Raw genomic sequence first — 18955 nt, 5'->3', positions numbered from 1 at the left:
AAAAAAGGCGCCTTGCGGCGCCTTTTTTCACATCATCGACTCATCAAGCCTTGAACTTGCTGAATACCAGGGATGCGTTGGTACCGCCAAAGCCGAAGCTGTTGGACATGACGGTATTGAGATCGGCCGCTTCGTACTCACGTACTATGGGCAGCCCCTCGGCCTTCTCGTCCAGGGTCTCGATGTTGATGCTGGGGGCGATAAAGCCATGCTCCATCATCAGCAGGGAGTAGACGGCCTCGTGTACGCCGGCGGCGCCCAGCGCATGGCCTGTCATCGCCTTGGTGGCGGAGATCTTGGGACCCTTGGTGCCAAACAGAGTCTGGATGGCTTCCAGCTCCTTGGTATCACCAACCGGGGTAGAGGTGCCGTGGGTGTTGATGTAATCCACAGTGCCAACACCCTGCATCGCCATCTTCATGCAACGCACGGCGCCTTCACCGCTCGGGGCGACCATGTCGTAGCCATCGGAGGTGGCACCGTAACCGGTCAGCTCGGCATAGATGTGAGCACCACGGGCCAGGGCATGTTCCAGCTCCTCAACCACCAGGATGCCGCCGCCACCAGAGATGACGAAACCATCGCGGTCGGCGTCATAGGTACGAGACGCTTTTTCCGGGGTGTCGTTGTACTTGGTGGACAGGGCGCCCATGGCGTCGAACTGTATGGTGGAGGACCAGTCCAGCTCTTCACCGCCGCCAGCGAAGACCACGTCCTGCTTGCCCAGCTGGATCAGTTCCATGGCGTGACCGATGCAGTGAGCAGAGGTGGCGCAAGCGGAACTGATGGAGTAGTTCACACCCTTGATCTTGAACGGCGTGGCCAGACAAGCGGAGGTGGTGGAAGACATGGTGCGCGGCACCATGTAAGGGCCCACCCGCTTGACGCCTTTCTCGCGGGCAATGTCGCAAGACTCGGAGGTGTTCTTGCCGGAGGCACCACCGGAACCGACTACCAGGCCGGTACGCTCGTTGGAGACCTGATCTTCCGGCAGACCGGCATCTTCGATGGCCTGCTGCATGGAGAGATAGGCATAGGCCGCAGCGTCACCCATGAAACGCATGACTTTACGGTCGATCAGTTCAGACGGCTCGAGTTTGATGTTACCCCAGACACGGCTGCGCAGGTTGTGCTGCTCGAACTGCTCGGAATAGGTGATGCCGGATTTACCTGCTTTCAGGGAGGCCAGCACTTCTTCCTTGTTGTTGCCGATACTGGAGATGACGCCGATACCGGTGATCACTGCTCTTCTCATTAATTCATCTCGTCTGGAAAAACTGGCACCGAGTCTACCCGCTTTCGGCTGCCAAACTGGTCTGCTTTCACGTAGAATGCCCGCGTTCTTATGACGCGAGCAGAGGAAAACGTGAGTCAAACATCCTTACATCATGCCCGATTGGACTGGAATGAAGCGGGAACTCCAGTCTCCAGTGACTTCGGGGATGTGTACTTTTCCAATGATAACGGTCTAAGTGAAACCCGCTACGTCTTTTTGCAGCAAAATCGGTTGCCAGCGCGATTTTCGCACCACGATAGTGACAGTTTCGTGATAGGTGAAACAGGTTTCGGCACAGGCCTTAACTTTCTGGCGACAATGGCCGCCTTCCTGGAACAGGCGCCTCAAACCGGCAACGGCGCCCGCCTGCACTTCATCAGCTTCGAGAAATATCCCCTCACCCAGCGCGATCTGAGCAAGGCGCTGGCGGCCTGGCCCGAGCTTGCTCCCTTGAGCCAGGATCTCATCGCCCAGTGGCCGCTGCCGGTCCAGGGCTGCCATCGCCTGCAGTTTGCCAAGGGCCGCATCCGGCTCGATCTCTGGTTTGGCGACATCAAGGAGATGTTGCCGCAAGTCCCCCATCAGGAGGGCGGGCTGGTGGATGCCTGGTATCTGGACGGCTTCTCCCCCGCCAAGAACCCCGAGATGTGGACGCAAGCATTGTTCGATGGCCTGGCCCGTCTCGCTCGCCCCGACGCCTCCATTGCCACCTTTACCTGCGCCGGCTTCGTTCGCCGCGGCCTGATTGCCGCAGGCTTTGCCATGAAAAAGGTCAAGGGCCACGGCAGCAAGCGGGAGATGCTGATAGGGGATCGCACCGACAAGCAACCGGTGCAGACCATAGCCCCCTGGTATGCCCGCCCCGCAGGCCCGGACGGCGAGGTGCTGATCATAGGTGGCGGCATCGCCTCGGCCATGACGGCGCTCTCGCTGGTGGAGCGGGGCCGCAGGGTGACGCTCCTGTGCGAAGGCCGCGAGCCCGCCACCGGTGCCTCCGGCAACCGGCAGGGCGCCCTCTATCCCTTGCTCAATGGCGAGCACGATGCGCTGTCGCGCTTCTATTCGCTGGCCTTTGGCTATGCGCGCCAGCGGCTGCTGGCCCTGGCCGAGCGCCACCCCATCGCCTTCGATCTGTGCGGCGTGGTGCAGCTCGGCTATGACGACAAATCCAGCGCCAAACTGGCCAAGATGGGTCAGGGTCCCTTCCCTCCCGAGCTGATGCACTCCCTTTCGGCCACAGAGGCCGAACGGATCGCGGGCCTGCCCAGCGGCCATGGCGGCGTCAGCTATCCGCTGGGGGGCTGGCTCTGTCCGGCCGATCTCACCCGCGCGGCCATCAGGGAGGCGCAGGCCAGCGGCCTGCTGCAGGTGGAATATGACACCCCCATCACGACGATCGATGAGCGAGCGGATGGCTGGCGGGTGGAGAGCGACACCGGCCGCCAATGGCAGGCTCCCATTCTGGTGGTCGCCGCCGGCCACCAGTTGCCCGCCCTGCTCCCCTTTGCCGAACTGCCGCTCTATCCGGTGCGCGGCCAGGTGAGCCATGTGCCGACCACGGCCAGTTTGAGCCGGCTCAAGACGGTGCTCTGTTACGACGGCTACCTCACGCCCGCGCACAACCACCAGCACTGCATCGGCGCCAGCTACGGCCGCAACCAGAACAGCCTCGAGTTTCGCGCAGAAGAACAGCAGCAGAACCAGGCCAGGCTGCAAGCCTGCCTGCCGGATCAGAGCTGGCCAGCCGAAGTGGATGTGAGTGGCAATGAGGCGCGGGTGGGTGTGCGTTGCGCCAGTCGGGATCACCTGCCGGTGGTGGGGCCAATCGCCAGATTGGCAAACCTGGCGGATCACTACGCCCAGCTTCAGCGTGATCAGCAAAACGCAGCACCACTGCCGCTGCACCCCGGCCTCTATGTGCTGGGGGCGCTCGGCTCACGGGGCCTCTGCTCGGCACCGCTATGTGGCGAGCTGCTCGCCAGCGAGATCTGTGGCGATCCACTACCGCTATCTGCCGATCTGCTGGAGGCGCTCCATCCGACGCGCTACTGGGTGCGCAAGCTGCTCAAGGGCAAACCCCTCAACTGACCGCCAGCTCCGGTTGGCAGATCCAGTCCAATAAAAACGGGCTCCCCAGCGGGAGCCCGTTTTTATCTCAGTCAACAGCGACCGATGCGCTAGATGCCCTTGGGCCAGATCAGCCCCAATTTGCGGCCGTGATCCGTCTGCTGCTGCAACCGGGTGAAACGCTCGCGCGAGCTGGCCAGCACCCCCTGCCCCTGTTGCCAGGCCTGATATTGCAGGGCGGCGCAATCACGCTCCACCGGCAGTTGTGCCAGCTGGATGCCAAGCTGGCTGACGCTTTCCAGCAAGATGTCCTTGTGACGGCTCTCATAGTCGAACATGGCGGCCACCAGCTTGTCCCACTTCTGGCGCTCGGCGGCGGATGCCCTGGCCTTGTCCATCCAGTTCGGCACCATCACCTTGATCCGGGTGGTGACCCTCACCTGCTCCAGCGCGCAGCGATCGACCTCGGGGCGGGTCTGCAACTGCCAGGAAAGTTGGTAGCTGGCCATGCCGATATGGCCTCTGGCCTGGGTTTGTCCCTGCTTTGCTATCTGGCGGGCCACGCTGACCACATCCGGTCCAAAAACCCGGTAAAACTGGAAATCAACCTTGATGTCAGGCGCGACCTTGATGCCGGCATAACGGGAACTTTCGGCCCCTGCCGCGGCGGCATACAACAAGGCTGCCACCATGAAAACTTTGCTGACCATTCCCATTTCTGCTGCCTTGACCTCGTTGATGACCGGGGTGTTATTTTAATTAATAATCAACGTATTAATACTCGAAGCAGGAGATTAACCGCGATCCCCGCGACTGTCACCTACTCCCGTCACAAAGCCTAAGTGTCAGGTTGACAAGTCGCAACCCCGCGCCTTCATTGATTTGCAAGCAAGATCACAAGTGATGATGGACATCATGGTGGCTTACCCCTTATTGGATAATAATCACCGAGTTTTATGTCGATACAGTTCGGGATTGGCCAGATTAACCTCCAAGTTGACGCCAAAAATGTATCCACCTTCATTTCGTACTCAGGAACTCACTCTATGATGGAACTCCTTATTGGCACCCTGGTCACCCTGGCCGTGGGTCGCTACATCTTCAAGGGCTACTCGGCCACCGGAGTGCTGCTCAGCGGCGGTCTGCTGCTGCTGACCATTACCGCCCTGATGGGCAAGGCCGTACTGCCTGCCAGCGTCACCTCCACCGGTCACGTGGCCACCGACGTCTTTGAATATGTGCGCTTCCTGCTGGTGGATCGTGGCGGTGGCCTTGGCATGCTGATCATGGTGTTGTGCGGCTTCGCCGGCTACATGAGCCACATAGGCGCCAACACCATCTTGGTGAAGCTGGCCAGCAAACCGCTCGGTATCATCAAGTCCCCCTACATACTGCTGGTCGCCGCCTATCTGGTGGCCTGTGCCATGTCGCTGGCGGTGAGCTCCGCCACCGGCCTCGGCGTGCTGCTGATGGCCACCCTGTTCCCGCTGATGGTCAACATGGGGATCTCCCGTGGCGCGGCGGCGGCGGTGTGCGCCTCTCCGGCCGCCATCATACTGGCGCCCACCTCGGGGGATGTGGTGATGGCCGCCCAGGCCGCCAACATGGAGCTGCTCGACTTTGCCTTCAAGCTGACCCTGCCCATCTCGCTGGTGGCCATCGCCGCTATGGCGGTGACCCACTTCTTCTGGCAGCGCTATCTGGATCAGAAATCGGGCGAGCACAATGAGCCTGTCGCCCCGAGCGATCTCATCACGGATGCCCCCGGCTTCTACGCCATACTGCCGTTCACCCCCATCATAGGCGTGCTGCTGTTTGATGGAAAACTGGGCCCCAAGCTCGACATAGTGACCATCATCGTCATCTGTCTGGTGCTGGCCGCCCTGCTGGAACTGGCGCGCAAGCGCAATGGCAAAGAGCTGCTCGACGGTCTGCAGGTGTGCTGGCGCAGCATGGCTGACGCCTTCGCTGGCGTAGTCATGCTGCTGGTGGGTGCCGGTGTGTTTGCCCAGGGTCTGATGGGGCTCGGCTTCATCGCAAATCTGCTGGATCTGGCCCAAAGCTTTGGCACAGGCGGCATCGTCATCATGCTGGTTCTGGTGGTCATCACCACATTGGCGGCCTTTACCACGGGTTCCGGCAACGCCCCCTTCTACGCCTTCGTGGAGCTAATTCCCCATCTTGCCACCAGTCTGGGCGTCAATCCCGCCTACCTGGTCATCCCCATGCTGCAGGCTTCCAACCTGGGTCGCACCATATCCCCGGTCTCCGGCGTGGTGGTCGCCTGTGCGGGCATGGGCAACCTCTCCCCGTTCGAGGTGGTCAAGCGCACCTCGGTGCCGGTCGCCGTCGGCCTGGTGGTGGTGATCCTCGCCACCCAGATCATGGTCCCCGCCTGACATTCGGCCTGCACCAGCGCGGGGCCTGACCCAGGGCCCCGCCTGATCTGGCGATTGTTTCACCAGCCTGGCGTCCTGCCGGGCTGGTATCTTCCCCCGAGCTTGGAGTAGACTCTGTGCTCTTTTTTCTCTAAGGAGGACCGAGATGAGTATTACGGTTCAACTTGCCCATTTCAGTGACTGCCACTCCCATTTCGATGGCGCCCCCATGCGCTTCTCCCCCGTTGGCGAGTCCGAGTGGCGCACTCAGTGTGGCGGCTATGCCCGCATCCTTTCCCGGCTCACCGCCCTGCGCCAGCAGGCCGACGCGGCGGGTCAGACCTGCCTGTTCCTGCACGGCGGTGACACCTTCCAGGGTTCGCTTTATTTCAACCGATTCAAGGGACGCGCCAACGCAGATCTGCTGAGCCTGCTGCGACCGGATGCCATGGTGATCGGCAATCACGAGTTCGATCTGGGCAACGGTCCTCTGGTGGAGTTTTTGCGCCAGCTCGACTTCCCTGTGCTTGCCGCCAACCTGGACAGCAGTCAGGAACCGGCCGATACCCCGTTGCGGCTGAGGGGGCTGCCCATGCTGCATGATGCCAGCCGCCCCTGGCACAAGCGCATCATAGACGGCGTACCCTTCGCCCTGCTCGGCATCACGCTGCCGCAGATGGCCGCCATCGCCAACCCGGATGCCTATACCCATTTTCACGGCATAGAGGAGACGCTGGTTGCTGCGCTAGCGGAGATCAAGGCCGAAGGCATACACCACATCATCTTGCTGAGCCACCTGGGGCTGGAGCAGGATAAGCGTCTGGCGGCCCGCTTTCCCGAACTCAGCCTCATCATAGGCGGCCACACCCACAGTCAGCTGGGGGATCTGGCGCCGCTCGGGCTCGAGAGCGACGGCAGCTATCCGCTGATGGTGAACGAGGTGGCGATATTGCACGCGGCCCACAGCGCGCTCTGTCTCGGGGTGTGCGAGCTGGAATTTGACGCCCGTGGCCGGGTGCAACGCAGTCAGGGCCGGCTGGAGTGGCTGCCCTGGCAACCCTGGCCGTTTGACTCTGTGCCGCCGGCCGGACTGCACTTCTGCGAGCCGGCTCCCGCACTTGAGCTGCATCTGGCCAAGCGCTACCGGCCCGAGCTCGAGACCATGACCCAGCGCATCGTGACCCGGCTCGCCGGGCCGCTGCACCATCAGCGCCTGCCCGATGCCAATTTGCCCGCCGGCAGCCAGGTTGCCCCCCTGGTGGCCCACGCCATGCTGACCGGCGCCCGCGAGCAGGTCGGTCAGGTGGATTTCGCCCTGCACAACGCCGGGGGCGTGCGCTGCTCCCTCGAACCCGGCCCCTTGAGCGAGGCGGACATCGCCGGTCGCCTGCTGCCCTTTGCCATTCCGCTCACCCTCTATCGGGTGCACGGCCATGAACTGGCCGAGGCGCTGGAGGGGGCCATCGACAACGCCACCAACAACGGTGTGACGGGCAACGGCAGCGGCAGCTTTCCTTATACTGCCGGGGTCCGTTTCAGCTACCAGGCAGACAAGCCCAAGGGGGCCAGGATCACCCGGCTGGAGTGGGAGGCGAGCCCAGGTCAGTGGCAACCGGTCGAGGCAGATGCCATCTATCGTGGCGTCTCAAGCGCCTATACCGCCTCCGGCAAGGAGGGCTACACGGCGCTGGCCCGCACCCTGACCCAGCACAATCAGGAGCTCGGCATCACGCTGGCGGATGCCTTCATCCGCTGGGCCCGCTATCTGCCCGAGCTGAGTGTCATGCCGCCGCTGCTGGCGTATCAGGGCCCTGGCGTAGTGTCGTGACCCCTGGGGGACTCAGGCCACAGCTTCTGCCGCGTTCGTCATGAAAAAGTGCCGCTTTCTTGCCAGAAGGCGGCACTTTTGCAAATTATTTCAAGCACATCTCCCTCGCCCATTGCATAGCGCAGTCAGGCTCGGCAAGATAGGCCCGCTTTCGAGACTTCCCAGCAGGAACAGGTCACCCATGAATCATGCCATCCGTTTTACTCCTCCTCGTGTCAATCCGGGCCTGCGGCCCTTGGTGATCCTGCTCACCGGCCTGCTGGCCTTGCTGTTCTGCCTGCGCAACCCGCTGTTTCATGGCATGGCTCCCGGCTTCGATGCGTCCTTGTTCGCTGTGATGGGCAAGATGTGGAGTGAGGGGGGCGTGCTCTATCGGGACATGATCGACATCAAGGGCCCCATGATCTTCGCCCTCGATGCACTCGGCTACAACCTGGCTGGCTTCTTCGGGATCTGGCTGCTGGAGTGGGCGCTCTGCTGGCTCGGTCTGCTGGCCAGCTGGCAGGCATTCGGCCAGCTCGGCCTCTCCCTGCGCGCCCGCCTCGGCACCATGCTGGCGGTGCTGGCGCTCTACAGCACCCGTTATTACTACGGCAACATGACCGAGGACTGGACCTTCCATCTGGCCCTCCTCGCCCAGTGGGCCTTCATCACCATGCTGCTGGACAAGCGCTTCAGCTGGGGACCGGCTCTGGTGGCGGCGCTGACCTTCGCCATCGTGGCCTGGATGCGCACCAACAACGGCGCCTTCTGGGGCGCCTGGTATCTGGTGCTGTTCTGCCACTGGTGCCTGCGCGAGCAGTGGCGCTGCGCCTTCGCCCTGCTGTTCTCCAGCCTGCTGGGTCTGGCCCTGATAGGCGGCCCCCTGTTCGCCTACTTCCAGCACCACAGCCTGCTGGCCGAATTCAAGTATTACGCCTTCGACATCTTCTTCGAGGGGAGCTACGGCAACGGCTTCTCGCCGGATGTGGGCAGCGTCGGCCTGCTGCGTACCGGCCTCATCATGCTGCTGCCCGCCTTCATCGTACTCATGATGGGCCGGCGACAGGAGTGGTATCTGCCCGCCCTGTGCGCCACCCTGTTCGGCGTGGTGTTTACCCTGGTCGCCAACTCCGTCTCCGGCCATGTGTTCGATCACTACGATGTGCTCTATCTGCCGCTGGCCCTGCTGCCGCTTGCCTGCCTGCTGGATCGCAGCGAACAGCAGGCCGATGGCCTCGGCCTGCTCTGCATCTCGCTGGTGGTACTGACCGCCAGCTGGCTCTTGGCCCAGCAGCTCGGATACGGCTGGAGCACCAAGGAGTGGTCGCTGGAGCGGGTGCGGGAAGTGCTCGGCAACAGCCTGTTGTGGGCCCTGCCCGTGCTGATCCTGGTGCCCCTGTGGCGCGCCTGGGATGTGCGCAGTGCCACCCCCTGGCTCGCCTCGCTGGCCATGCTGGCCCTGCTGCTCAACAACGCCTGGGAAGGCAGCCTGAAGGGCAGGCCGTTCAACCCGCCGGCCCAGGTACGGGTCGATCGGATCAAGGCCGAAACCGGCCCGACCGACAAGATCTGGGTCGATGGCATACAGCCGCAATATTATCTGTGGACCGATCGCCAGCCGGCCTCCGCCTATCTCTTCTTTGCCAACGTCAATCCGCCCTACGACGTGCGTGAACGTGTGCTGGCCGACATCAAGCGCCAGAGTCCCAAGTTCATCATCGCCAAGCCGGAACGGATTGCCGACGAGCTGAAAAAACCGAGCTCCCCTTCCAGCCTCGCCTTCTATCAATATCTGGTGAGCCAGTATGAAGAGGTGGACCCGGGCCTCTATCGCAGGCGCTGATCCCGCACCATCGCCAGCCAGGGCCGTCATTGATCACAATGACGGCCCTTTTGCTTGGATGAACACACGCCGGGAAGGGAGCAAGCCCTACCCAAGCCGAGACAGGATGACTACAATGGCGCTCTTTTTGATGTGACGAGTGACAAACCATGGTGGAACTGACCTATCTCGGGGGCTACCCGGACCCGCTCAAGGCCCAGGTACAACAGCTGATCGCGGCCGGCAAGCTGGGCGACATGCTGGAGAAACGCTACCCGGACAGCCACCTGATCCAGAGTGACAAGGCGCTGCTGGGTTACGCCATGGAGTTGAAGAACCGCTATCTGAAAAGCTCGGCGCCGCTCTCCAAGGTGATCTTCGATGGCAAGATCAACGTGATCAAGGATGCCCTCGGCCTGCATACCTATGTCAGCCGGGTGCAGGGCAACAAGCTCAAGGCCAAGAACGAGATCCGCATCGCCGCCCTGTTCAAGGAGGCTCACCCCGCCTTCCTGAAGATGATAGTGGTGCACGAGCTGGCCCACCTGAAGGAGAAGGATCACAACAAGGCCTTCTACCAGCTCTGTCAGCACATGGAGCCGGACTATCATCAACTGGAGTTTGATCTCAGGCTCTGGCTCACCTGGCGCGATCTCGAGCGTGCCGCACGCTGACTGACTGCCGTTTCAAGGAGGAAACATGATCCCGTTGCGCCATCCGCTGCTGCCCCGTGCCCGCGCACTCAAGGGCTGCTTGATGGGCGTGTGGAGCCTGGTGATGCTGCTCCCGTTGCTTCCCCTGCACGCCGCCGAACGCTGGCAGAGCGATGCCTATCTGACCCAAAGCTTCTTCGAAGTCGCCATGAAACGGGAATATGGCCACGAGCAGGGGGTACGCTTCTCCCGCTGGCAACAGCCCATCCGTCTCAGGCTCATCAACGAATTTGGCGACAAGCCGCTGCAGGCCGAGGTGGTCAAGATCCAGAGCCAGCATCTGGCCAGCATCATAGGCCGTCCCATCACGCTGGTGAACGACAAAGCCAACATCACCCTGATCATGACCCAGCGCTCGCAGATGGCGAGCTGGGCCAGCCGCACCATGGGCCAGGATGCCTCCATCAAGACGGCGCTCAAGGAGGGGCTGTGCATGGCCAATTTCGCCACCAATGCCCGCCATGAGATAGCCCGCGCCACCATCATCATTCCGGTGGATTACAGCCGGGCCAAGGGGCGTTTTCTCGATTGCGTGGTGGAGGAACTCACCCAGGTGATGGGGCTGCCCAACGACTCGGACAAGGTATTTCCCTCCATCTTCAACGACAACAGCATCGACAGCTTCCCGACCGGACTCGACTATGTGCTGCTCAAGCTCGCCTATCACCCCGCCCTGCAGGCCGGCATGACGGCCGCCGAGATACGCGCCGCCCTGCCCGACGCCATCAAGGCGCTACGCACCCATGGCGAGATAGCCCAGGCCGACCAGCGGGTTCAGGTCAACAGCCTCAAGCGCTGGGCCGGGTTGTAAGGCACGGGCTCCCCCTTCCTGTACGCAGTGAGCAAGCCAATCCCCCGAGTGATCAGAAACGAAAAACGCAGCCCGGGGCTGCGTTTTCTCTGATCCGGATTGAGTCAGGCTGGCGTCTGCCATACACGACTCACGCGGCTGCCAGCGAGCCTCAGGAGGCGGCGTTTTCCGGCATCCAGCTGTCGGCGTTCTCCCACACCTCCTGCACCATGGCCTCTGCCAGCTCCTTGTCTTCCTTGCTGGCACGGCTGACCGTCATCGCCATGGCACCGCCCGGCGCGACCCGCACATGCAGGTCGGGGAATTTCTCGCCCAACTGCTTGAGCAACTCCTGACGCAGCGCCTCCATGGTGGTGGTAGGGATCTGATGTTTCTTGTCGATGATGATTTCCAGACGCATAGGATAAGTCTCCATGATTTATACCTGTATTTTTATACAGTAAAAATCAAAAGTAAAGGGGGCATTATCTGCTTCCACAGACAGGCCTTCAATCAAAGTCGCAGCGACGCGGCAGATAACCGGACTTCCCCGCTCCCAGGCGGTGCACGCCAGCCGGTTTTTCCTCTATGCCGGCCCGGCCCCCAGGTGTCATTCCAAAAATTTGTTGATATTCATTCTCAACAGGAGCATGATTTAATTGTTATAAGATAACATACCAATTAATTGAGCGAGTATCATGCGTCCCGACATACACCCCGAATACCGTCAGGTCCTGTTCCACGACCTGACAGGCAATACCTATTTTCTGGTGGGTTCCACCCTCAAGACAGATCGCACCAAATTGTGGGAAGACGGCAAGACCTACCCCTATGTGACCCTGGATGTCTCCAGCGCGTCACACCCCTTCTACACCGGCAAGCAGAAGCAGGTCAGCAAGGAAGGTCAGGTAGCCCGCTTCGGCCAGCGCTTTGGTCAGTTCTTCAACAAAGGAAAAGACAAGTCATGAAAGTGCTCTCCTCCCTCAAATCAGCCAAGTCGCGCCACCCCGATTGCCAGATTGTCCGCCGACGCGGCAAGTTGTTCGTGATCTGCAAGAGCAACCCCAGGTTCAAGGCTCGCCAGCGCTGAACCGCAGCACAATAAAAATAAGGCCCTCATGCGAGGGCCTTGTCAATTCATCACTCCGGCATCAGGCCAAACCTGCCGCTGTTGAAGTCATCGATGGCCTGCACTATCTCCTCATGGCTGTTCATCACGAAGGGGCCGTGACCCACTATGGGTTCCTCGATGGGCTCACCGCTGAGCAGTAACACCACAGCCTCGCTGTTTGCCTCGATCATGACCTGGCGCCCCGCCCTGTCCAGCACCACCATCTGTGCCTCCCGAGCGATGGTACTACCGTTGACCTGCACGGTCCCCTTGAGCACGATGAGCGCGCCGGTCCAGCCTTCGGGCAACTCGAGTGTGCTGACGCTGCTCTGCACCAGCCGCAGATCCCAGACATGCAGCGGGCTGAAGGTACGGGCCGGGCCGCGGTGCCCCTCGAACTCCCCGGCGATGACCCGCACAGTGCCTGCGCCCTTGGCCAGCGTCACCGTTGGAATATCCCGATCGAAGATGGCCTGATAGCCAGGCGGCGTCATCTTGTACCGGCTGGGCAGGTTCACCCACAGCTGCACCATCTCGAGCTCGCCGCCCGACTCGCTGAAGGCCGGTGCGTGAAACTCCTCGTGCAGGATGCCGGCACCGGCGGTCATCCACTGCACATCGCCGGGACCGATCACGCCACCTTGGCCGGTCGAATCCCGGTGCGCCACCTCCCCCTTGTAGACGATGGTCACCGTCTCGAAGCCGCGATGGGGATGCTGACCCACGCCGCGCGGCTGGCTGGTCGGCGTAAAGCTGGCCGGGCCGGCATAGTCGAGCAGCAGGAAGGGGCTCAGCTGCTTGCCGTGGCTGCTGTAGGAGAAGAGAGAGCGTACGGGGAAGCCGTCGCCAACCCAGTGAGGGCGGGGTGCGCTGTAGACGCCGAGGATCTTTTTCATCTGTAGCTCCTGAATTATCCGGTGGATTTCATCGTTGGAGATAGCTTAGTTTCGAGACTAATCCATGGGTAGACTGCTAAATTGAGCATCAGCGTCCTATTTTTGGAACGATGAGAGCACCCTATGCAGGATCTGAACGATCTCTACTACTTCGTCCAGGCGGTGGATCATGGCGGCTTTGCCCCCGCTGGCCGCGCCATCGGCATGCCGAAATCCCGGCTCAGCCGCCGCATCGCACTGCTCGAAGAGCGGCTCGGCGTGCGGCTGATCCAGCGCTCGACCCGCCAGTTCGCTGTGACCGAGCTGGGCCGCACCTATTACGAGCACTGCAAGGCGATGCTGGTGGAAGCCGAGGCAGCGCAAGCCGCCATTGAGGTGACCCGCGCCGAGCCCTGCGGCCTGATCCGCCTGAGCTGCCCCATCGCCCTGCTGCACACCCATGTCGGCCCCATGCTGGCGGATTTCATGGCGCACCATCCGCAGGTCAGCGTGCAGCTGGAGGGAACAAACCGGCGGGTGGATCTCATCGCAGAAGGGGTGGATGTGGCGATCCGGGTCAGGCCGCCGCCGCTGCAAGACAGCGAGCTGGTAATAAGGGTGCTGGCGGATCGCAGGCAATGCCTGGTGGCGAGCCCGGCACTCATAGCACAACATGGGTTTCCCGCCGCCCCTTCCGAGCTGAACGGCTGGCCCAGCATGGGGTTGGGCACCTTGCAGCAGAGCCATCACTGGTCGCTGTTCGGGCCGGGTGATGCCCATGCCAGCGTCGTCCACCAGCCCCGTTTCGTGACCACCGACATGGTGGCACTGCGCAGCGCCGCCCTGGCCGGGGTAGGCGTGGCCCAGTTGCCGCTATTGATGGTGCGGGAACAGCTGGCCGCCGGTGATCTGGTGCAAGTGGTGCCCGAATGGGAGCCAAGGCCCGAGATCATCCACGCCGTCTTCCCCTCCCGCCGCGGCCTGCTCCCCTCGGTGCGGGCGCTGATCGACTATCTGGTCGAGCGCTTTGCCGCCATCGATGAAGAGTGACGGAACGGGAAGCACCATCAAGCAAAGGCCGTCATAGCGGGGTGGCGCATTTGCGGTATTCGGTGGGGCTGACCCCCACCCGTTTCCTGAACACCCGAGAGAAGTAGAGCTGATCGTCATAGCCCACCTGCTGGCCTATGGTGGCCACCGACATGGGGGTGGTCTGCAGCAGCAGCTTGGCCCGCATGATGCGCTGATCCTCGCGCCAGCGCACTATGCTCACCCCCACCTGCTCGCGAAACAGGTGAGCGAGGCGTGAAGGAGACAAAAACACCTGCTCCGCCAGCGCCTCCACCGAGATCTCGGCACAGAGCGACTCGCTCAGGATCTGGCACGCCTGGTGAACTCTGTGATCTATGGTGGGGTAGGCATTGAGGGAAGAGGCCTCGTAGCAACGGATGAGCAGCCGCTCCAGCAGGTTCATCGCCAGCTGCTCCGACATGGGTCTGAGCTGCTGGTGGGTCTCTTCGATGTCGAGGAACAGGGCATCGAACTCGGCGAGCAACTGGCTGTCCGCCAGTTGCAGACGCCCCACCCGCTCAGTGACCTGCGGCCACTTGAGCCAGTCGGCCCAATAGGCTCTCGGCCGGAAATAGACCCAGCGGTGATACCACTCCCGCGCATCCGGCGCCCGGCCGTAATGGTGTACCGCCGCCGGCGGGAACAGCAACAGATCGCCGGGCTCCACCGTGAAGGCCTGCTCCCCCTGAAAGATCTGCCCCTTGCCCCTGATGGTCAGATTGACGATGAAGCCCTTCATGCCCAGGGGGCGGTCGATGATGAAGTCGAGCGCACTCCCCTGCTCGATGGGGGTCATGCCCGAGACCAGGAAGACATCGAAGGCGTACCCCGGCAACAGGGGGTTGAGTTGTTTCGGTTTCTCTTTTTGCATCGAGGACATGGCGGAAAACAGCGCTTGGGTAAAAAAATCGGCTTGGGCCATTGTAAAGACTCACCTTGGGAACGCGCCATCCGGCGCTCGGCGTCGTGTGAAATTGTTGAACTGGCTCACAATGGCATGGGCCGTGCGCCATGGTGTCACCGGTCATCATGGGACCATCGGCAATCAGGCCCGCAGAATGCGGGCCCGGGCCGGTTGAAGGGAGGTCAGACACGCGCCTTGCGCACCTGCTTGTAGCGATCGAACAGCACGGCGGCGAGCAGGATCAGGCCGCGCACCACGTACTGGGCGAACGGGGATATGTTGAGCAGGTTCATGGCGTTCTCCATCAGCCCCAGGATCAGTACACCGGCGATGATGTAGGAGATCTTGCCAATCCCCCCCTTCATGGAGACCCCGCCCAGCACGCAGGCCGAGATGACCACCAGCTCGAAGCCGATGGAGGTCATGGGCTGGCCCGAGGTCATGCGCGACGCGAGTATGATGCCGGCGATGGAGGCAATCAGCCCGGTCATGGTGAAGATGATGATCTTGGTGCGCACCACATTGACCCCGGCGAGGCGCGCCGCCTCCTCGTTGCCCCCCATGGCCAGGGTGTTGCGGCCGAAAGTGGTCTTGTTGAGCAACAGGCCAAACAGCACGAAGCAGAGCGCCGTCAGCCAGACCGGCGTCGGGATGCCGAGCAGGGCTGAGTTGCCGAGTTCGAAGAAGCCCTCTTCCACTATGCCGACCGCCTTGCCGTCCGAGATGATGTAGCCCACCCCGCGCGCCATCTGCATGGTGGCCAGGGTGGTGATGAGGGCGTTGATCTTGAATTTGGCCACCACTATGCCGTTGATGAGGCCAAACAGCACCCCCACCGACATGCCGGCCAGTATGCCGACCGTGATGCTCTCGGTGGCGTTGATGCCCACCGCGCAGGCGACGCCCGAGCAGGCCACCACTGAGCCGACCGACATGTCGAACTCGCCGGAGGCGAGGCAGAACAGCATGCCGCAGGCCACCATGCCCGACATGGAGACGGCGAGCCCCAGGCCGCGCATGTTGATCAGGCTGGCAAAGTTGGGCACCAGCACGCAGGCCAGCAGGAACAGGATGGCGAAGATCACCAGCATGCCGTATTGATCCCAGATCCGGGCCAGTTGCACTCTGGAGCCGCTCGTCGCAGAGACGGTCGCGGCCTGACCGACTGAGGTAGTTGTTGTCATGGTATTTCTCCTGAAGTTTCCGGGTGCTATCGCGTTGCAGTCACGGGGGATTAACGGGCCGGCATGGCCAGATTGAGCGCCTTGACCTCGTCGGCCTCATCGTGGGAGAGCTCGCCTGCGATCTCCCCCTCCCGCATGACCATGATCCGATCCGCGATGCCCAGCACCTCCGGCAGCTCGCTCGAGACCACCACCACGGCGATACCCACCTTGGCCAGATCGTAAATCACGTTGTAAATCTCGTTTTTTGCCCCGACGTCTATGCCGCGGGTCGGCTCGTCGAGCAGGATCACCTTCATGTCTTCGGAGAGCCAGCGGCCCAGAATGGCCTTCTGCTGGTTGCCGCCGGAGAGGTTCATGATGGCCTGATGGGGGGACGGGGTCTTGACCCGCATGTCGCGGATCCTGAGCCTGGCGTTCTCGTCCTCCCATTTCTGGTTGATCCAGAAGCCCCCCCACGCCTTGTGGCGGCGGGCGCTGATGTTGATGTTCTCCTGCACCGAGTGGATGGGGATGATGCCGAGGGCCTTGCGGTCTTCGGTACAGAGCATGATGCCGCTGTGAATGGCATCGATGGGGTTGCGGATGGGCACCGGCTTGCCAAACACGGTAATCTTGCCCCCACGCGCCTTCTCGGCGCCGAAGATGAGCTTCATCAGCTCGCTGCGACCGGCCCCCACCAGCCCGAAGATGCCGAGGATCTCCCCCCGTTTCACCTCAAACGAAATGGGCGCTTTCAGGCCCGGCCCCATCAGGTTCTCTACCTTGAGGCCCACTTCCCCAAGCGGCCTCGGGCTGTAGCCGTAGATGTCGGTCAGCTCGCGCCCCACCATGGTCTTGACCAGCAGATCCCGGCTGACCTCGGCCATGGAGGCGAAGGTGCGCACGAACTGGCCATCCTTGAAGACGGTGATGGCATCGCACAGGGCGAAGATCTCGTCCATCCGGTGGGAGACATAGAGGATCACCTTGCCCTCGTCGCGCAGCTGGCGAATGACCCGAAACAGCTGATCTATCTCGCGGGACGACAGGCTGCTGGTCGGCTCGTCGAAGGCGATGACGCTGGCGTCCCGGGTCAGGGCCTTGGCGATCTCCACCATCTGCCATTGACCGAGCGACAGGTACTTCAGCGGCGTCTCGGGCGACACATCCATGCCGAGGCGCGCCAGCTGTCTGGTCGCATCCCGGTACAGTTTTTCCCGATCGATGACGCCGTGCCGGGTCGGCAGCTGACCGAGATAGATGTTCTCGGCGATGGTCATCTCGGGCACCAGGTGCAACTCCTGATAGATGATGGCGATCCCGCTCTCCAGCGCGTCGACCGTGCTCTGAAAGACCTTCTCCTGGCCTGCCAGCTTCACCACCCCTGTGGTGGGGGCCTGAAAGCCGCTCAGGATCTTGAGCAGGGTGGATTTGCCCGCGCCGTTTTCCCCCATCAGCGCGTGCACCGAGCCCTGCTGGCAGCAGAAGGAGACGTTCTGCAGCGCCTTGACGCCGGGAAACTCCTTGCTGATGCCGCAAAACTCCAGATAAGGAACCTGATTCATGTGTTCACTCCAGCCAACCGGCATGACGCCACAGCGTCATGCCGGTCTCGGTGTCAGGGTTTAAATGGCGTCAATCACAGACCTTTCTTCTGCAGCTCGACCTTGAAGTTGTCGCGGGTAATGAGCACAACATCGGTCACCTCGGTGAACTTGGCCGGCTCTGCTCCGTTGACCACCCAGTCATGGAGCATCTGGATGCTCTTGTAGCCGTGCACGTCCGGGCTTGGCAGCAAGGAGCCGAGGAAGCCGGTGGCGCTGGACTTGGAGAGCTCGTTCACCGCATCCACTCCATTGATGCCGATGCCGATGACGTTCTCGGCCTTGAAGCCCTGCCCTTCGGTGGCGCGCACGCCGCCGAGCACCGTATTGTCATTCATGCCGACGATGAGCCAGTTCTTCACCTCGGGGTGTTGCACCAGCATGGAGTTGGCGGCATCCAGGGCCCCCGGAATGTCGTTGGCCTTGGTCGGTGAGCGGTAGATCTGCCCCTCGGGGAAACCGGCGGTCTTGAGCGCGCTCAAGGAGCCTTCGACCCGGCGACGGGCGGTATCGAGCTCGTCGGCGGTGATGGCGAGCACCCCGGTCGCCTTCACATCCCACTGGCGTTTTTGCATCTCCTTGTAGAGCTCCTGACCCTGGCGTTCGCCAATCTTGGTGGCGGCCATCATCACCAGCGGCACCTGCTCCATGGGCTGGCCCTTGGCGTTGACGAACTGGTCATCCACAGTGATGACCTTCAGATCCATGCTGTTGGCCTTGGCCATGATGGCGGCCCCGAGCTTGGGATCCGGGGTACAGATGACGAAGCCCTTGGCGCCGTTGGCCGCCAGGCTGTCGATGGCATTGAGGGTCTTCTCGCCATCGGGGACGGCTATCTTGATCACCTCGAAGCCGAGATCCTTGCCCGCCTTGTCGGCGAAGTTCCATTCGGTCTGGAACCAGGGCTCCTCCGGCTGCTTGACCAGATAGCCCAGCTTCAGTGCCTCGGCCGAGAAAGCAGAATTTGCCATACCAAGGGCAAACCCCATTGCGATCATGCTGTTAACGATTTTGTTCATGCGAGTGTCTCCAGGTGTTCTATCAATCCATGTATCCACGCAGTGCTGCTCCTTGAGTCAATCAAGTCGCAGCCATATAAAAACATGCTTAAACAGGACGTTATTGTTGTTGCTAGTTGAGCGAACCAAGTTGTAATCGTTTTCACATGGAAAAATGGAGAGCAGGATCACGCCATGAAATTGCAGCCGTTTTGTCTATGTTTTCAGCAAAATAATCACATAGCCGATCTTCGATGGCCGTCACCCTCTTGCCGGCATAGCGTTTAAATCCATATTTCCAGCAGCCAATGGCTAACCGCCCGTCCGCTCCATCTCCTATGGTTCCTCACCAGTCACCCCTCATTGATGG

At 61.7% G+C, this 18955-nt stretch carries 17 protein-coding genes; 9 read left to right on the top strand and 8 right to left on the bottom strand.

The features are described from left to right. Positions 1-43: 43 nt before the first annotated feature. Complete coding sequence (gene fabB, locus BN1118_RS14990) at positions 44-1255, bottom strand: beta-ketoacyl-ACP synthase I (protein WP_043556891.1); 1212 nt, start codon at positions 1253-1255, stop codon at positions 44-46. A 90-nt stretch (positions 1256-1345) separates the two neighbouring features. Between fabB and mnmC the strand changes: the two genes are divergently transcribed. Continuing rightward, positions 1346-3364 (top strand): bifunctional tRNA (5-methylaminomethyl-2-thiouridine)(34)-methyltransferase MnmC2/FAD-dependent 5-carboxymethylaminomethyl-2-thiouridine(34) oxidoreductase MnmC1, encoded by a 2019-nt coding sequence (gene mnmC, locus BN1118_RS14985; protein WP_209428878.1) that lies wholly within the window; start codon positions 1346-1348, stop codon positions 3362-3364. 89 nt (positions 3365-3453) lie between these two features. On the opposite strand, the gene BN1118_RS14980 is transcribed toward mnmC, so the two are convergent. Beyond that, on the bottom strand, positions 3454-4053 hold the full coding sequence (locus BN1118_RS14980) for a DUF922 domain-containing Zn-dependent protease (protein WP_172955331.1): 600 nt from the start codon (positions 4051-4053) through the stop codon (positions 3454-3456). Positions 4054-4389: 336 nt separating this feature from the next. On the opposite strand from BN1118_RS14980, the gene dcuC reads away from it, so the two are divergent. The 5 genes from dcuC to BN1118_RS14955 all read left to right on the top strand — a co-directional run bounded on the left by dcuC (position 4390) and on the right by BN1118_RS14955 (position 10877). Continuing rightward, the gene (dcuC, locus tag BN1118_RS14975) at positions 4390-5742 is read left to right on the top strand and encodes an anaerobic C4-dicarboxylate transporter DcuC (RefSeq protein WP_043556888.1); all 1353 of its coding nucleotides are present in this window, start codon (positions 4390-4392) and stop codon (positions 5740-5742) included. Between the two features lie 145 nt (positions 5743-5887). Beyond that, complete coding sequence (locus tag BN1118_RS14970; RefSeq protein ID WP_043556887.1) at positions 5888-7549, top strand: bifunctional metallophosphatase/5'-nucleotidase; 1662 nt, start codon at positions 5888-5890, stop codon at positions 7547-7549. 181 nt (positions 7550-7730) lie between these two features. Further along, a complete protein-coding gene (locus BN1118_RS14965; RefSeq protein ID WP_043556886.1) occupies positions 7731-9374 on the top strand; it encodes a hypothetical protein in 1644 nt (547 codons plus the stop codon). Between the two features lie 149 nt (positions 9375-9523). Further along, entirely contained in the window at positions 9524-10027 is a 504-nt protein-coding gene (locus BN1118_RS14960; protein ID WP_042872274.1) for a M48 family metallopeptidase, read from the top strand. A gap of 25 nt (positions 10028-10052) precedes the next feature. Then, the gene (locus BN1118_RS14955; RefSeq protein ID WP_043556885.1) at positions 10053-10877 is read left to right on the top strand and encodes a DUF2927 domain-containing protein; all 825 of its coding nucleotides are present in this window, start codon (positions 10053-10055) and stop codon (positions 10875-10877) included. A gap of 151 nt (positions 10878-11028) precedes the next feature. Here the strand turns inward: BN1118_RS14955 and BN1118_RS14950 are convergent, their stop codons facing one another. Continuing rightward, entirely contained in the window at positions 11029-11277 is a 249-nt protein-coding gene (locus BN1118_RS14950; RefSeq protein WP_021140432.1) for a DinI family protein, read from the bottom strand. Between the two features lie 277 nt (positions 11278-11554). Here BN1118_RS14950 and BN1118_RS14945 point away from each other — a divergent pair, with 277 nt between their 5' ends. Together BN1118_RS14945 and ykgO are read left to right on the top strand one after the other, a co-directional pair. Further along, complete coding sequence (locus BN1118_RS14945; RefSeq protein ID WP_043556884.1) at positions 11555-11824, top strand: type B 50S ribosomal protein L31; 270 nt, start codon at positions 11555-11557, stop codon at positions 11822-11824. Next, positions 11821-11946 (top strand): type B 50S ribosomal protein L36, encoded by a 126-nt coding sequence (gene ykgO, locus BN1118_RS14940; RefSeq protein ID WP_005300174.1) that lies wholly within the window; start codon positions 11821-11823, stop codon positions 11944-11946. The genes BN1118_RS14945 and ykgO overlap by 4 nt, the downstream gene beginning before the upstream one ends. Before the next feature lie 50 nt (positions 11947-11996). Here the strand turns inward: ykgO and BN1118_RS14935 are convergent, their stop codons facing one another. Further along, positions 11997-12863: a pirin family protein gene (locus BN1118_RS14935; protein ID WP_043556883.1), complete on the bottom strand. Its 867-nt coding sequence runs from the start codon at positions 12861-12863 to the stop codon at positions 11997-11999. Between the two features lie 123 nt (positions 12864-12986). On the opposite strand from BN1118_RS14935, the gene BN1118_RS14930 reads away from it, so the two are divergent. After that, on the top strand, positions 12987-13892 hold the full coding sequence (locus tag BN1118_RS14930; RefSeq protein ID WP_043556882.1) for a LysR family transcriptional regulator: 906 nt from the start codon (positions 12987-12989) through the stop codon (positions 13890-13892). A 31-nt stretch (positions 13893-13923) separates the two neighbouring features. Here the strand turns inward: BN1118_RS14930 and araC are convergent, their stop codons facing one another. From araC to BN1118_RS14910, 4 genes are all read right to left on the bottom strand, one after another. Beyond that, on the bottom strand, positions 13924-14835 hold the full coding sequence (araC, locus tag BN1118_RS14925; RefSeq protein ID WP_052449204.1) for an arabinose operon transcriptional regulator AraC: 912 nt from the start codon (positions 14833-14835) through the stop codon (positions 13924-13926). 164 nt (positions 14836-14999) lie between these two features. Continuing rightward, positions 15000-16001, bottom strand: a complete 1002-nt coding sequence (gene araH, locus BN1118_RS14920; RefSeq protein WP_043556881.1) for an L-arabinose ABC transporter permease AraH — start codon at positions 15999-16001, stop codon at positions 15000-15002. 50 nt (positions 16002-16051) lie between these two features. After that, positions 16052-17548: an L-arabinose ABC transporter ATP-binding protein AraG gene (araG, locus tag BN1118_RS14915; protein ID WP_043556880.1), complete on the bottom strand. Its 1497-nt coding sequence runs from the start codon at positions 17546-17548 to the stop codon at positions 16052-16054. Positions 17549-17622: 74 nt separating this feature from the next. Then, positions 17623-18606 carry an arabinose ABC transporter substrate-binding protein gene (locus BN1118_RS14910; protein ID WP_043556879.1) on the bottom strand — a complete coding sequence of 328 codons (984 nt, stop codon included), beginning with the start codon at positions 18604-18606 and terminating at the stop codon, positions 17623-17625. Between the last annotated feature and the right edge of the window lie 349 nt (positions 18607-18955).

Source organism: Aeromonas bestiarum (assembly GCF_000819745.1).
GTDB classification, from domain to species: domain Bacteria; phylum Pseudomonadota; class Gammaproteobacteria; order Enterobacterales; family Aeromonadaceae; genus Aeromonas; species Aeromonas bestiarum.
The sequence above is the reverse complement of the archived record's forward strand: the minus strand, read 5'-3'. Positions and strand labels throughout refer to the sequence as shown.